Source organism: Salinicola endophyticus, assembly GCF_003206575.1.
GTDB lineage: Bacteria > Pseudomonadota > Gammaproteobacteria > Pseudomonadales > Halomonadaceae > Salinicola > Salinicola endophyticus.
This window is the reverse complement of sequence record NZ_PZJO01000002.1, coordinates 772,206-785,674: the sequence shown is the minus strand read 5'-3', so window position 1 is coordinate 785,674 and position 13,469 is coordinate 772,206. Positions and strand designations below refer to the sequence as shown.

At 66.4% G+C, this 13,469-nt stretch carries 14 protein-coding genes; 3 read left to right on the top strand and 11 right to left on the bottom strand.

Translation table 11 applies throughout. The features are described from left to right. Positions 1-189: 189 nt before the first annotated feature. Positions 190-477 carry a hypothetical protein gene (locus tag DOM66_RS06130; RefSeq protein WP_110674439.1) on the top strand — a complete coding sequence of 96 codons (288 nt, stop codon included), beginning with the start codon at positions 190-192 and terminating at the stop codon, positions 475-477. A gap of 107 nt (positions 478-584) precedes the next feature. Here DOM66_RS06130 and DOM66_RS06125 read toward each other — a convergent pair whose 3' ends face one another. The 8 genes from DOM66_RS06125 to DOM66_RS06090 form a co-directional block, all read right to left on the bottom strand. Continuing rightward, a complete protein-coding gene (locus DOM66_RS06125) occupies positions 585-1,571 on the bottom strand; it encodes a lipid A deacylase LpxR family protein (protein WP_110689552.1) in 987 nt (328 codons plus the stop codon). 194 nt (positions 1,572-1,765) lie between these two features. After that, positions 1,766-2,233: an outer membrane lipoprotein gene (locus DOM66_RS06120; RefSeq protein WP_106419858.1), complete on the bottom strand. Its 468-nt coding sequence runs from the start codon at positions 2,231-2,233 to the stop codon at positions 1,766-1,768. 142 nt (positions 2,234-2,375) lie between these two features. Then, positions 2,376-3,566 (bottom strand): ribosomal protein uL16 3-hydroxylase, encoded by a 1,191-nt coding sequence (locus DOM66_RS06115; protein ID WP_110689551.1) that lies wholly within the window; start codon positions 3,564-3,566, stop codon positions 2,376-2,378. Positions 3,567-3,595: 29 nt separating this feature from the next. Beyond that, positions 3,596-4,966: an adenylosuccinate lyase gene (gene purB / locus DOM66_RS06110; protein WP_110674535.1), complete on the bottom strand. Its 1,371-nt coding sequence runs from the start codon at positions 4,964-4,966 to the stop codon at positions 3,596-3,598. An 80-nt stretch (positions 4,967-5,046) separates the two neighbouring features. After that, positions 5,047-5,691, bottom strand: coding sequence for a high frequency lysogenization protein HflD (gene hflD, locus DOM66_RS06105; protein WP_110674442.1), 645 nt, complete (start codon positions 5,689-5,691; stop codon positions 5,047-5,049). Continuing rightward, positions 5,688-6,875, bottom strand: a complete 1,188-nt coding sequence (gene mnmA / locus DOM66_RS06100) for a tRNA 2-thiouridine(34) synthase MnmA (protein ID WP_110689550.1) — start codon at positions 6,873-6,875, stop codon at positions 5,688-5,690. Before mnmA ends, hflD begins: the two co-directional genes overlap by 4 nt. 169 nt (positions 6,876-7,044) lie before the next feature. Then, complete coding sequence (locus DOM66_RS06095) at positions 7,045-7,494, bottom strand: NUDIX domain-containing protein (protein ID WP_110674444.1); 450 nt, start codon at positions 7,492-7,494, stop codon at positions 7,045-7,047. A 118-nt stretch (positions 7,495-7,612) separates the two neighbouring features. Then, positions 7,613-8,200 carry a pseudouridine synthase gene (locus DOM66_RS06090; protein ID WP_110674445.1) on the bottom strand — a complete coding sequence of 196 codons (588 nt, stop codon included), beginning with the start codon at positions 8,198-8,200 and terminating at the stop codon, positions 7,613-7,615. Positions 8,201-8,608: 408 nt separating this feature from the next. Between DOM66_RS06090 and clpS the strand changes: the two genes are divergently transcribed. Then, positions 8,609-8,938, top strand: coding sequence for an ATP-dependent Clp protease adapter ClpS (gene clpS, locus DOM66_RS06085; protein ID WP_245392364.1), 330 nt, complete (start codon positions 8,609-8,611; stop codon positions 8,936-8,938). A gap of 112 nt (positions 8,939-9,050) precedes the next feature. After that, a complete protein-coding gene (gene clpA / locus DOM66_RS06080; RefSeq protein ID WP_110674447.1) occupies positions 9,051-11,315 on the top strand; it encodes an ATP-dependent Clp protease ATP-binding subunit ClpA in 2,265 nt (754 codons plus the stop codon). A gap of 207 nt (positions 11,316-11,522) precedes the next feature. Here the strand turns inward: clpA and infA are convergent, their stop codons facing one another. The 3 genes from infA to aat form a co-directional block, all read right to left on the bottom strand. Then, positions 11,523-11,741, bottom strand: a complete 219-nt coding sequence (gene infA, locus DOM66_RS06075) for a translation initiation factor IF-1 (protein ID WP_013332816.1) — start codon at positions 11,739-11,741, stop codon at positions 11,523-11,525. Positions 11,742-11,906: 165 nt separating this feature from the next. Continuing rightward, positions 11,907-12,671 carry an arginyltransferase gene (locus DOM66_RS06070; RefSeq protein WP_110674448.1) on the bottom strand — a complete coding sequence of 255 codons (765 nt, stop codon included), beginning with the start codon at positions 12,669-12,671 and terminating at the stop codon, positions 11,907-11,909. After that, positions 12,668-13,360 carry a leucyl/phenylalanyl-tRNA--protein transferase gene (gene aat / locus DOM66_RS06065; protein ID WP_110689548.1) on the bottom strand — a complete coding sequence of 231 codons (693 nt, stop codon included), beginning with the start codon at positions 13,358-13,360 and terminating at the stop codon, positions 12,668-12,670. Before aat ends, DOM66_RS06070 begins: the two co-directional genes overlap by 4 nt. Positions 13,361-13,469 lie beyond the last annotated feature (109 nt).

Genomic DNA, 13,469 nt, shown 5'->3' with positions numbered 1-13,469 from the left:
ACCTTTGCGTTTGTGCATGTCTCCAATATCGTAACGTGCCATGGCTTCCGTGTCAGGTGGTGAGCGGGTGTCATGGGCTAAAACCGTGCCTGTCGCGCCGGCTTCACCGGCAGTTGCGCCGGATCGAGGCTGTGAGTACCCTGCGGAAGGCGTTGATATCGTGATCTCTGGGGTGAGGAGAGGTATTGCATGACCGTGTTTATCGTATGGCTCGTCGCCTTTGCCGTGCTGCTGTTCCTGGCTCTCAAGGCGTGGGAGGGGGCGTTGGGTGGCGTGGTCGAACGCTGGCTGCCGGCGCAGCTCAGAGGGGATCCGGCGCAGGACCGCTGGATGGTATCGGTAGCGTTGGCGATCCTGGGGGCGACGTTCATCGTCAAGCCGATCTCGATGCTGCTGACGCTGATTCTGCTGGCACTGCTGGTATGGGTCGGCAAGCGTCTGGCCTGCTGGGCGCTGCGCAAGGCCAAGCTGCACTGATACGGGCTTGCGCCTATAGACCTGCAAAACACGACGGGCGCTNNAGCGCCCGTCGTGTTGGGTGCCTGCGGGATAGGCCGCTCGGGGTATGCCGAGCGGCGCCGGGGTCACAGCCAGGTGGAGAGAGTCACCGAGCCGAACCGATCGCCGCTGTCCTGCTCGTCGAACTCCTTGGTGCGCCACACCGAGCTGTAGGAGAGCTGCCAGCGATTCCACGACAGTGCCAGGCCGACCTGGGCGTCGCCGACCCAGGGGCGGCGATCCACCGAGTGGCTGTCTTCGAAGGTATTGCCGTCGAGCAGCATGTTGTGGGCCATGAGCCGGCCCTCGAGGTTGGCGAAGAGATACCAGTTGAATCCGCTATCCTCGCGGAAGTAGACCCGGCTACCCTGTGACGGCGCGACTGCCGGCACGCCAAAGCTCTGGTCGAGCCCCTGGCCGAGACGCAGGCCCAGGCCGCTGGCCGCGTAGGTGTAGAGGTTGCCCACGGCGAAGCCCACCGAGGGGCCGAATTCGGTCTCCAGGCCGCCGAGATGGCCGGTCTTCCACCAGGCGGTCGAGTAGGCGACGTTGACGAAAGGCTCGTTGTGGAGCTGGTTGTGCCAACCTTCGGGCTCGTCGCTGCCGATCCAGTGGTGGAAGTTCTTCTGCACCGTACGCGCACCCGAGCCGGGGCCGACCAGGCCGACGTCGAAGAACAGGCCGCTGCTGCGGCGCCAGCCGGGTGTGCGCGACTCGTCGAACAGCGAGAGCCCGGCGTAGAGGACGCCGGCGTAGGGGCGGTCATCCTCGACCAGGCCGCGCTGGTCGATATCTTCGGGGGTATAGATCTGCTGGCCGAAGCGATAGGCGGCGCCGTCCAGCGTGGCGCCGCTCCAGCCCGGAAGGGCGTCGGCGAGCTGGCGAGTCCAGTGGCCGGCACTCGGCGCGAAGGACCAGCCGATCTCAAGGCCGTTGGTGTAGTGACCGTCGCCGCCGCTGGCGAAGAGGTCGTTTTCCGATTTGAGTGTCAGCAGGCCGTCGGCGCTGGCGGTGCCCGACAGCAGTGCCGCGGTGGCGGCCACGCCGGCCGTGACCATCATGCGTCCCTTCATGTTCCTGTCATTCCCTTAAGAGTCTTAACCACAGAACATACGATAGCGTATGTAAAGTAAGGGCGACAGGCGAAAATAGTATCAGGCTAACGGTAATTCCCCGTTGGGGCGGCCAGAACGCAGAAACGGTGCCCGGAAGGGCACCGTTTCGTTACCGCTGACCTGCGATCGACGCGGGCGTGCGCCGGCAGGTGTCAGTAGGGCGCGACGCTGACGCTGGAGCCGCTGGCGATCAGGCGCACGCGCTGGCCGACCTGCCAGTTGCGATCGGCCTTCTGTACGACCACCACGTTCTGGCCGCTGTCCTGACGGATCTCCAGCTCATAGGCGTCGACACGGTCGGTCGCCTGCTGGACCTTGCTGCCGGCGATGGTACCGCCGATCGCACCCGCCGCGGTGGCCAGGGTCTTGCCGGAGCCGCCGCCCACCTGATTGCCGAGGAGGCCGCCGATCACCGCGCCGCCGAGGCTGCCCAGCACGCTCTCGCCATTGCCACCCTGGATCTGCACCGGGCGCACCGACTGAATGGTGCCGTAGCTGACCGACTGTGCGGTCTCGGCCTGATTGCCGCGGTAGACGTCACCCGAATAGGTCGAGGTATTGGTGCAGCCGGCCAGGGCCAGCACGCTCATGGCCAGCGCGGGGATAAGCAGTTTCTTCATGTTCACTCCTCCTGAACCTAGGAACAAGGTTTTGTGCCAAGGATATTAAAACAGTGTTTCCGAACTCGTCCAGCATTTCTGCCGCGGCCGGCCCGACTCAGTGTAGGCAGCCTGCGGCGAACTTGCCGCCGTGGCGGCTCGCTCATGCGTCGTCCTGATCATCCTCATCCTCGTCCCAGCACAGGCTGCCGGCGTCGAGCAGCGCGGCCAGCACGGTGGCCGCTTCGGGATGTGCCAGGCTCTCCTGGTCCAGCGGTTCGGCGTCGCACAGGCGGCGCGCCAGCGCCGGATCGCAGTCTAAGGCATCGCCATCGGCGAACAGCGTCGCCTGGGTCGGCGTCTGCCCCCGCCAGGCGAAGCGCGAGCCGGGGCTGTGCAGCAGGCGTTCGCCAGCGCTGAGCGCTACCTCCACCTCGGCCGGATCGCTGGGGCTGTCGCTCGGGACCAGCTGATCGAGATACTTGGGCTGGGTCATGGCGCGTCCAAACCATTGCGCCATCTGATCCGGCCGATCGATCGCCGCCAGCAGGAGCGCACGCACGCGTTCCACTGCGGCGTCGTCCAGCTCGCCGGGGTGCTGCGGCGGCTGCAGATCGGCATCGGCATAGCGCTGGGCGTCACCCAGCTGCTCGCCGATGTAGTCGGCGAAGGCAGTGACGGTCTCGTCGACCGAGGGCGCGCGAAAGCCGATCGAGAAGGTCATGCAGTCATCCGAGGCGCTGACCCCGTGGTGGGCCACGCCCGGCGGCAGGTAGAGCATGTCGCCGGGCTCCAGCACCCAATCCTGGTCGGGCTGGACCTCGAAGGTGTCGAGGATACGCAGGTCGATCCCCGCGATCAGCGGTGCCTCGTCTCCGGGCTTGCCGCCCAGCTGCCAGTGGCGTCGTCCGCTGGCCTGCAGCAGGAAGACGTCGTACTGGTCGACGTGCGGGCCGACGCTGCCGCCGCTAGGGGCGTAGCTGACCATGATGTCATCGAGCCGCCACTGCGGCAGGAAGTCGAACTGGGCGAGCAGCCCGGCGACCTCGGGCACGTAGTGGTCGACCGCCTGCACCAGCAGCGACCAGCCGCTCTCGGGCAGGCGGGCGAAGGTGGCGTCATCGAACGGGCCATGGCTGACCTGCCACGCCTTGTCCGGACCCTGCTCCTCGACCAGGCGCGACTCGACCTCGGGCTCGCAGGCCAGGCCAGCGAGATCGTCCGGCTCCAGCGGCGACACGAAGTCGGGCAGCGCGCCGCGAATCAGCAGCGGTGACTTCTGCCAGTGGCGGCTCAGGAACTGGGCGGGGGTCAGGCCGCCCAGCAGCGTGCGCGGGGTGTTGGCGGCAGTCATGGCATCCTCCTGCGGTGGTGCGGTCGCGTTCAGGCGCCCAGCGCCTTGGCCTGGGCGGCGGCATTGCCGATGTAGGTGCCCGGGGTCAGCGCCTTGAGCTCGCGCTTGACCTCATCCGGCAGCGCCAGGGTGTCGATGAAGGCGGCGAAGCCCGCCTGATCGATGCGCTTGCCGCGGGTCAATGTCTTGAGCTTTTCGTAGGGCTGCTCGATGCCGTAGCGACGCATCACGGTCTGGATCGGTTCGGCCAGCACTTCCCAGCTCTGATCGAGATCGTCGTCGAGACGCTGGGGGTTGGCCTCGAGCTTGCCGATGCCCTTGAGCGAGGCGTGATAGGCGATCAGGCCATAGGCCAGGCCCACGCCCAGGTTACGCAGCACGGTGGAGTCGGTTAGGTCGCGCTGCCAGCGCGAGATGGGCAGCTTGCGCGCCAGATGGTCGAGCAGGGCGTTGGCCAGCCCCAGGTTGCCCTCGGAGTTCTCGAAGTCGATCGGGTTGACCTTGTGCGGCATGGTCGAGGAGCCGATCTCGCCGGCCACTGTCCGCTGCTTGAAGTAGCCCAGCGAGATATAGCCCCAGACGTCGCGGTCGAAGTCGATCAGGATGGTGTTGAAGCGACTGATCGCATCGAACAGCTCGGCGACATAGTCATGCGGCTCGATCTGGGTGGTGTAGGGGTTGAAGGTCAGACCCAGCGACTCGACGAAGCGCTGGGCATTGTCGGCCCAGTCCACTTCCGGGTAGGTCGCCAGATGGGCGTTGTAGTTGCCCACGGCGCCGTTGATCTTGCCCAGGAACTCGACCGCTTCGATCTGCTTGAGCTGACGCGCCAGACGGTAGGCGACGTTGGCCATCTCCTTGCCCAGGGTGGTCGGGCTGGCGGTCTGGCCGTGGGTGCGCGAGAGCATCGGCTGCTCGGCATGCTCGGCGGCCAGGCGCGCGATGGCGTCGTGGATCTCGCGCATGCTGGGCAGCAGCGCGCCGAGGCCGTCGCGCAGCATCAGCGCATAGGAGAGGTTGTTGATGTCCTCGGAGGTGCAGGCGAAGTGCACGAACTCGGTGATCGCGTGCAGCTCGGGCTGTTCGGCGATCGCCTCCTTGATGAAGTACTCCACCGCCTTGACGTCGTGGTTGGTGGTGCGCTCGATGGTCTTGATGCGCTCGGCGTCGCTCACCGAGAAGTTCTTCACCAACTGGTCGAGAAAGGCCTGGGCCTCGGCGGAGAGCGCCGGTACCTCGTCGATGCCGGGGTGCGCGGCGAGGCACTCGAGCCAGCGCACCTCGACGGTGACGCGGGCGCGGATCAGGCCGAACTCGCTGAAGTGCTGGCGCAGCGCAGCGGTCTTGTCGGCGTAGCGGCCGTCGACGGGAGAGAGGGCGGTGAGAGGAGAGAGTTCGATCATCTTGGGTTCCCGAAGCGTCGCGCGAGCGGGTGGCTCGCGTTGGATAAGGCGAAAGGAGGCGCGCGGACGGCCCGCGCTCAGTGGCCGTCGAGCTCGCGCAGGGCACGCTTGAGCGCGCCGCGCTGGAAGACCAGGCTCCAGCGCCGGCCGCCTTGCTGGTGCCACAGCAGGGCGAAGCGCACGCCGCCGAGCAGGGCAGTGCGGATGCGCGGGGGCATGCCCGGGCTCTGCAGCAGGCTCGGCTCACCCTGCACCACGATGCGGTAGCGGAAGGTCGAGAGCGTCTCCTGATACAGCTCGCCGAGACTGGCGATCACGTTGTCGTGGGTATTGCCGAAGTGCTCGGCCTGGCCCTGGATGCGCCCCAGGCGTTCGCCCAGGGTGCGCATCATGGCCTGGTTCTTGCGCAGCTTCTGCATCAGCAGCACCATAGAGAAGCCGTAGCGCATCACCGCCGGGTCCGCCTGCTGGCGCGACATCACCGCCAGCAGGGTATCGATGCCCTGGCGCAGATTGTTGTGGTGGCCGCCGTAGACCGACTCGAAGGTGGGCGGGTCGGTCTCCAGTGTGGCGCGCACCAGGGTGTTCCAGGCGCGCTCGTCGCAGTGGCCGGTACGGGCGAGCTGGTCGACCACCGTGGCGGCCTGGAACACGCCGGCGAGGGCCAGCGCCTGACGACCGCTGGCGCCCAGAGGGGCGGACTGGATGGGCGTTGGGTTCATGCCGAACGCGCGCTCCCTGTATGTGAGGTGGGGTCGATCGCACCGGCATCGGTGGTGGCGGTGGCACGGATCACCGCACCGCCGAGACAGACGTCGTCGGCGTAGAGCACCAGCGACTGCCCCGGGGTGACCGCGCGCTGCGGTGTGTCGAAATGCACCGCCAGCCCCCCATCCGCGAGCACCTCGACCTCGCACGGTTCGTCCTGCTGGCGGTAGCGGGTCTTGGCGCTCAGGCGCTTGGCCTTGGGCGGAGCGCCGGCGATCCAGGCGGCGGGTTCGCAGTAGGCGGTGTCGCTGTAGAGCAGCGGGTGCTCGCCCTGAACCACCACCAGCACGTTGCGCTCGAGATCCTTGGCGGCGACGAACCACGGGTCTTCGCTGTGTGCCTTGAGCCCGCCGATGCCCAGGCCGCGGCGCTGACCCAGGGTGTAGTACATCAAGCCCATGTGCTCGCCGACCACTTCACCCTCGGGGGTCTCGATACGTCCCGGCTGGGCCGGCAGGTACTGCTTGAGGAAATCGCTGAAGCGGCGTTCGCCGATGAAACAGATCCCGGTCGAATCCTTCTTGCGCGCGGTGGCCAGGCCGTGGCGCTCGGCCAGGGCGCGCACCTCGGACTTCTCCAGCTCGCCCACCGGAAACAGCGTCTTGGCGATCGCCGCGCCCGGCACCGCGTGCAGGAAGTAGCTCTGGTCCTTGTTGGCATCGCGACCCTTGAGCAGCTCGGCGCGGCCGTCTGCGGTGAGGCGCCGGCGCACATAGTGGCCGGTGGCAATCAGGTCGGCGCCGAGCATCTCGGCGTAGTCGAGGAAGACTTTGAACTTGATCTCGCGGTTGCACAGGATGTCCGGATTGGGCGTGCGTCCGGCCTGATACTCGGCGAGGAAGTGCTCGAACACGTTGTCCCAGTACTCGGCGGCGAAGTTGGCCGTGTGCAGCTTGATGCCGAGGCTGTCGCAGACCGCCTGGGCATCGGCGAGATCCGCCATTGCGGTGCAGTACTCGGTACCGTCGTCCTCGTCCCAGTTCTTCATGAACAGGCCCTCGACGCGGTATCCCTGCTCGAGCAGGCGCAGCGCGGTGACCGAGGAGTCGACGCCACCGGACATGCCCACGATCACGGTGGTGGCGCCGGTTGCGGTCGGGCCCTCGGGTGTCTCGGATGGCGGTATGGCAAGCGTCATGGCGAATCTCTGGCCGACAGGGGCCCGCGACGGGCGGGGCGAAACGCCCGGCACCGGCACGGGCCGGCTGAATAAATGACCCGGGATTATAGCCGAAAGCGCGGGGTAGCATCGAGTGCACCGCACTGTCGGCATGCGTGCCGGTGGCGCGGGCGTATCAGCGCTGGCGTCAGCGTTCGCGAATCGTATCCAGCGGAAAGCGGCGGCCTTCGCGTACGTCACGCAGGCGCTGCATCACCACGGGACTGCGCAGGCGGCGGCCACGCTCGAGGTCGTCGATCTCGTCGAAGGTCAGCCAGTGGGCGCTGACGATCCCCTTGTCGAGCGGGTTGCCCAGGTGCGCCAGCGGTAGCCCCAGGAAGGCGTGGCTGTGGAAGGTGAGCCCGTCCTGGGTGTGGTGGACATAGAGGCCGAGGTAGTCGGTGATCGCCACCTGCCAGGCGGCCTCTTCGCGCACTTCGCGCTCCGCCGCGGCGACCAGCCGCTCGCCGCGCTCGAGGTGGCCGGCCGGCTGATTGTAGAGGCTGAACGGGCCGCCACGATCCTCCTCGACCATCAGATAGCGGCCGGCGCGCTCCACCACGACGGCCACGGTCACGCGTGGTGTCCAGCGATTCATGTCATCTCTCTCCCCACTCGAACTCGTCCGCGGCGCGGGTCTGGCAGCCGGGCTGGCTACGATCATACCGGGTCTGGCGGCGCGGCACAGCCCGTGCGGCTCAGGTCGCGGCCGGCGCTCAGCGGCGGCGCGATCGCGAGCGGTTGGCTGCGGGTGTCGCCGGCAGGTTGAGCGGTTCACTGCGCCACGCCCCGGGGGCCAGCTCACCCAGCTGCCACGGGCCGATCGCGACCCGCATCAGGCGTAGCGTGGGGTGGCCGATATGGGCGGTCATGCGCCGGACCTGGCGGTTGCGCCCCTCGCGCAGCTCGATCTCCAGCCAGGTGGTGGGGATGTCGCGGCGAAAGCGCACCGGCGGATTGCGCGGCGGCGGTGGTGTGGCGGCCAGCCGGCGTACCCGGGCCGGCCGCGTCGGGCCATCCTTGAGCGTCACGCCGTGGGCCAGCGCCGCCAGGGCGGCATCATCGGGGGCGCCCTCGACCTGCACCCAGTAGCGTTTGGCCAGCTTGTGGCGGGGGTCGCTGATGCGGTGGATCAGACCGCCATCGTCGGTGAGCAGCAGCAGCCCCTCTGAGTCGTAATCGAGGCGGCCGGCGGCGTAGACGCCAGGCACCTTCAGATGGTCGGCCAGGGTGGCACGGCCGCGATCGTCGGTGAACTGGCAGAGCACCTGATAGGGTTTGTGCAGCAGGTAGATTCGACCCATGGCGTTCGGTCCGAGGTGGCTCCTGGGGAGTGAATGGGCGGCGTGACAAGACGTGGCCGGGCGCAGGCGGTAGCCGTTGCGAGACTGGCGCCGGGGCGCATGGCTAACTATTTTTTGCTCGGGCTTGCATCGTGGCGACATCGGCCGCATCTTCAAGGGAACCTCGGGTCTTCAACGGTATCCAATACCTCACTGATACACGGCTCGGTTCGCTCCTGCGCGAGGCGGTCCAGGCGCCGGCGCCCGGCGAGGCACAGGGTACCGGTGCCGGGCGCGAGACGCACCCGCCGCGATACTCGTGCGACGGTAGGCGAACCCGGTCCGTGCACTCAGGAATTCATCCTTACTATGTTAGAGATCGTAGATAGCGTGTCGTCTGATTCCCATGGGGAGCCGGCGCGTCTCGGTATGACGCGCCCTCCCGACCCTGATCATCACGAGCAGGGAGACGTTGCCGAACAGGCGTCGGAGCCGCAGCTGGCGCCGCCGCCGATGTACAAGGTCGTACTCTACAACGACGACTACACCCCGATGGAGTTCGTCGTCGAGATACTTCAACGTTTCTTCGCCATGGACAGTGAGAAGGCGGTGCAGATCATGCTCGCCGTGCACACCCAGGGGAAAGCGACCTGCGGCATCTTCACCCGCGACGTGGCGGAGACCAAGTGTCACCTGGTCAACGAGTATGCGCGCGAGTGCGAACATCCGCTGATGTGCGATGTGGATGCCGTCGAGTAGGGGTGGTGGGGCGGTCCGCGACGCTTTGTGCGCCGGGGACTTGCGAAACCGCTGTTTGTGCCCGATTGTGAAAGTGCCGACCGACGCCCTCAGTGGCTAAAAGGGGACTGCCATGTTGAGTAAAGAACTTGAACTCACCCTGAACACGGCCTTCACCGTGGCGCGCTCCAAGCGACACGAGTTCATGACCGTGGAGCACTTGCTGCTGGCGCTTCTCGACAATGCTTCGGCAGCCGATGTGCTGAATGCCTGTGGGGCGAATCTGGAGAAGCTTCGTGCCGATCTGCAGGATTTCATCAACTCCACCACGCCGCTGATCCCCGAGGATCAGGACGACCGCGAAACCCAGCCCACGCTGGGCTTCCAGCGCGTGCTGCAACGCGCAGTGTTCCACGTCCAGTCCTCCGGCAAGAGCGAAGTCACCGGCGCCAATGTGCTGGTCGCGATCTTCTCCGAGCAGGAGAGTCAGGCGGTCTATTTCCTCAAGCAGCAGAGCGTGGCCCGCGTCGATGCGGTCAACTACATCGCTCACGGTATCTCCAAGGTGGCGGGCCACGGCCAGTCGCAGCAGCCCTCGCAGGAGTCCGAAGAGGGTGAAGAGGCCGCCGCCGAGAATGGCCAGCATCCGCTCACCAGCTATGCCACCAACCTCAACGATCAGGCCCGCCTGGGCAAGATCGACCCGCTGATCGGGCGCGATCACGAACTCGAGCGAGTGGTGCAGATCCTGGCGCGTCGGCGCAAGAACAACCCGCTGCTGGTCGGCGAGGCCGGCGTCGGCAAGACCGCCATCGCCGAAGGCCTGGCCAAGCGCATCGTCGAGGAAGACGTGCCCGAGGTGATCGCCGACGCGGTGGTCTACTCCCTCGACATGGGCGCGCTGCTGGCGGGTACCAAGTACCGCGGCGACTTCGAGAAGCGCCTCAAGGGGTTGCTGGCGGAGCTGCGCAAGCAGGAGAACTCGATCTTGTTCATCGACGAGATCCATACCGTGATCGGCGCCGGCGCCGCCTCGGGTGGCGTCATGGACGCCTCGAACCTGCTCAAGCCGCTGCTCTCCTCGGGTGAGCTGCGCTGCATCGGTTCGACCACCTTCCAGGAGTTCCGCGGGATCTTCGAAAAGGATCGTGCCCTGGCTCGTCGTTTCCAGAAGGTCGACGTGCCCGAGCCCTCGGTGGACGACACCATCCGCATCCTCAAGGGGCTGCGCGGGCGCTTCGAGGAGCACCACCAGCTCAAGTACACCGACGGTGCGCTGGAGAGTGCGGCGCGTTTGGCGGATCGCTACATCAACGACCGTCATCTGCCGGACAAGGCGATCGACGTCATCGACGAGGCCGGCGCGCATCAGCGGCTGCTGCCGCCGGAGGCGCGGGTCTCGACCATCGATGTCGATCAGGTCGAGGCGGTAGTGGCGTCGATCGCGCGGATTCCGCCCAAGAGCGTCTCCAGCTCCGATCGCAAGCTGCTCTCCAACCTGGAGCGCGATCTCAAGATGCTGGTATTCGGCCAGGACGAGGCGATCACCAGCCTGTCGGCGGCGATCAAGCTCTCGCGGGCCGGGCTCAAGTCGCCCGACAAGCCGGTCGGCAGCTTCCTCTTTGCCGGGCCCACCGGGGTCGGCAAGACCGAAGTGGCGCGCCAGCTCTCGCATCTGATGGGGATCGAACTGGTTCGCTTCGACATGTCCGAGTACATGGAGCGACACACGGTGTCGCGCCTGATCGGTGCGCCCCCCGGCTATGTCGGCTACGACCAGGGTGGTCTGCTGACTGAAGCGATCAACAAGCAGCCGCACTGCGTGCTGCTGCTCGACGAGATCGAGAAGGCGCACCCGGAGGTCTTCAACCTGCTGCTTCAGGTGATGGACCATGGCCGTCTGACCGACAACAACGGCCGCGAGGCGGACTTCCGTCACGTGATCATCATCATGACCTCGAATGCTGGCGCCGAGCAGATCTCGCGTCGCTCGATCGGGTTCCAGACCCAGGATCACTCGACCGATGGCATGGAGGTGATTCGCCGGACCTTCTCGCCGGAGTTCCGCAACCGCCTCGACGGGATCATCCAGTTCCATGGTCTCGAACCATCGATCGTGCGCAACGTGGTCGACAAGTTCCTGGTCGAGCTCCAGGCCCAGCTCGACGAGAAGCGGGTGCAGCTGGATGTCGATGAGGATGCCCGTCGCTGGCTGGCCGAGAAGGGCTACGATCCCGAGATGGGGGCACGACCGATGGCCCGCGTGATTCAGGAGAAGCTCAAGAAGCCGCTGGCGGAGATGATCCTGTTCGGCGATCTGGCCGAAAATGGTGGCGTGGTCCACGTCACCGTGGAGAACGACGAGCTGCAGCTGGAGACCGAGGCCGAAGTCGCCTAGTCAGTGATCTGAACGGCTGGCCGAGTGGCTAGCCGGGACCGGTGATCCGACAGACGGCCGTCCAACGACAACGCCTCGCCATGGCAACATGGCGAGGCGTTTTCGATTCTAGATGCTGGCGGCGGCTAACGCCCGTGACAACGGTGGATCAGGGCGTGATGGGCAGGCGGGAAGCGGATTCCCGTCAGCGGGGCCGAAGGGCGGGGCTCAGCGCGAGCGGTAGACGATGCGGCCCTTGGAGAGGTCGTAAGGGGTCAGTTCGACCTTGACCTTGTCGCCGGTCAGGATGCGGATGTAGTTCTTGCGCATCTTGCCGGAGATGTGTGCAGTGACGACGTGACCATTTTCCAGCTCGACGCGGAACATGGTGTTGGGCAGCGTGTCGACGACGACACCCTCCATTTCGATATGATCTTCTCGTGCCATATAGGCGATCCCTCTCGGATATTGGTTGGCGGACCGCACGGTCGGCTGTCGACGCACACCACCGCGAACGGCGGCGGTGCCATCCACGGTCAGCGACGAGCCCGACCAGGGCCTCTGAAGTGCGCGATATTATGGGCCATCTCGCCGCCGAAGGCAAAAATCGGCTCAGGTCAATGCCGCCACCGGTACCCGGCGCTGCCAGCGGCCGCCGTCGAGATACTCCAGCGGCTGATACGCCTGCTTGTAGCGCATCTTCTGACTCTCGCGAATCCAGTAGCCCAGATAGACATGGGGCAGGCCGCGCTGGCGCGCCAGCGCAATCTGGCTGAGCACCGCGAAGACGCCCAGCGAGCGCCGCTGTAGTGCCGGATCGGGGTCGAAGAAGGTGTAGATCGCCGACAGTCCGTGGCCCAGCAGATCGGTGGCGGCGACCGCGATCAGCCGCTCATCGAGCCAGAACTCGAGCAGCTTGGCGAATGGCTGGGTCTGGGTCAGGAACAGCCGGTACTGATCGCGGCTGGGTGGAAACATGTCGCCATCGGCGTGGCGGGCACGAATGTAGCTCGCGTAGAGCGCGTAATGGCGCTCGTCGAACAGCGTCGGGCGCAACCGCGTGGTGATATCACGATTGCGCTGCATCAGCTTGCGCTGGGTGCGCGACGGGGTGAAGTCCTCCACCGGGATGCGCACCGAGACGCAGGCGCTGCACGCGCCGCAGTGGGGGCGATAGAGATTGGCGCCGCTGCGCCTGAAACCCAGTAGGGTCAGCGCGTCGTAGACGTCCGCAGTGGGCGGCTCCTGTGGATCGAGGAACAGTGTCGTCGCCTCGCGTCCGGAGAGATAGCTGCAGGGGTGCGGCACCGTCAGGAAAAAACGGAGATCGCGTGCCTGACGCTGCGCTGTGCTGCGGTTCGCATTGTCGCTGCTCACGGGGGCTCCGAGGGCCAGAGGCCGGCTGGGGTGGGTTGGTCCACGCTCTTCTCAAGGTAGTCGATGAACGTCTCACGGGCGATTTCCCTGGCACCCATGCTGGCCAGGTGCGCGGTATGCATCTGGCAGTCGATCAGTTGGAAGCCGTGGGTCTCGAGATGACGTGCGAGTGTCACCAGCGCGACCTTGGACGCGTCGGCGCAGCGGCTGAACATCGACTCGCCGAAGAACGCCTGGCCCAGCGCGATCCCGTAGAGCCCGCCGACCAGCTCGCCATGGCGCCAGGTCTCGACGCTGTGGGCGCGGCCCAGCGCATGCAGGCGTCGGTAGGCGTGGGTCATTTCGGCATCGATCCAGGTGCCGCCGCTGTCCGCGCGCTCAGCCGCGCAGGCCTCGATGACCTCGGCGAAGGCGTGATCGATGGTAGTGGTGAAGCCGCCGTTGCGCAGGCGCTTGGCCAGGCTGCGGCGTACACGAATCTCTGATGGGAACAGCACCATGCGCGGCGCGGGTGACCACCACAGCAGCGGGTCGCCCTCGCCGTACCAGGGGAAGATGCCGCGGCGGTAGGCGGCCAGCAGCCATTCCGGTGTCAGGGCGCCGCCGGCGGCGAGCAGCCCATTGGGCTCGTCGAGCGCCTGATCGACGTCGGGAAAGTCGACGGGGGCGGGGGGGAGCCAGCGCAGCATGCCATCCATCCTGTGGGTCTTGCGGTCACCGGGTGGTGCGCCGCGTTGTGATGATTCCTGCTGTATTAAGGTTTGTTCATCTGCTGCCGATAATGCGCCTGATCCTGTG

What these genes read in the sequence shown, in the direction of transcription:
- aat (WP_110689548.1), bottom strand. Translation starts at nt 13,360, where the DNA reads ATGCTGCGCTGGCTCCCCCCCGCCCCCGTCGACTTTCCCGACGTCGAT.
- DOM66_RS06125 (WP_110689552.1), bottom strand. Translation starts at nt 1,571, where the DNA reads ATGAAGGGACGCATGATGGTCACGGCCGGCGTGGCCGCCACCGCGGCA.
- hflD (WP_110674442.1), bottom strand. Translation starts at nt 5,691, where the DNA reads ATGAACCCAACGCCCATCCAGTCCGCCCCTCTGGGCGCCAGCGGTCGT.
- mnmA (WP_110689550.1), bottom strand. Translation starts at nt 6,875, where the DNA reads ATGACGCTTGCCATACCGCCATCCGAGACACCCGAGGGCCCGACCGCA.
- clpA (WP_110674447.1), top strand. Translation starts at nt 9,051, where the DNA reads ATGTTGAGTAAAGAACTTGAACTCACCCTGAACACGGCCTTCACCGTG.
- DOM66_RS06130 (WP_110674439.1), top strand. Translation starts at nt 190, where the DNA reads ATGACCGTGTTTATCGTATGGCTCGTCGCCTTTGCCGTGCTGCTGTTC.
- DOM66_RS06095 (WP_110674444.1), bottom strand. Translation starts at nt 7,494, where the DNA reads ATGAATCGCTGGACACCACGCGTGACCGTGGCCGTCGTGGTGGAGCGC.
- infA (WP_013332816.1), bottom strand. Translation starts at nt 11,741, where the DNA reads ATGGCACGAGAAGATCATATCGAAATGGAGGGTGTCGTCGTCGACACG.
- DOM66_RS06115 (WP_110689551.1), bottom strand. Translation starts at nt 3,566, where the DNA reads ATGACTGCCGCCAACACCCCGCGCACGCTGCTGGGCGGCCTGACCCCC.
- DOM66_RS06120 (WP_106419858.1), bottom strand. Translation starts at nt 2,233, where the DNA reads ATGAAGAAACTGCTTATCCCCGCGCTGGCCATGAGCGTGCTGGCCCTG.
- clpS (WP_245392364.1), top strand. Translation starts at nt 8,609, where the DNA reads ATGACGCGCCCTCCCGACCCTGATCATCACGAGCAGGGAGACGTTGCC.
- DOM66_RS06090 (WP_110674445.1), bottom strand. Translation starts at nt 8,200, where the DNA reads ATGGGTCGAATCTACCTGCTGCACAAACCCTATCAGGTGCTCTGCCAG.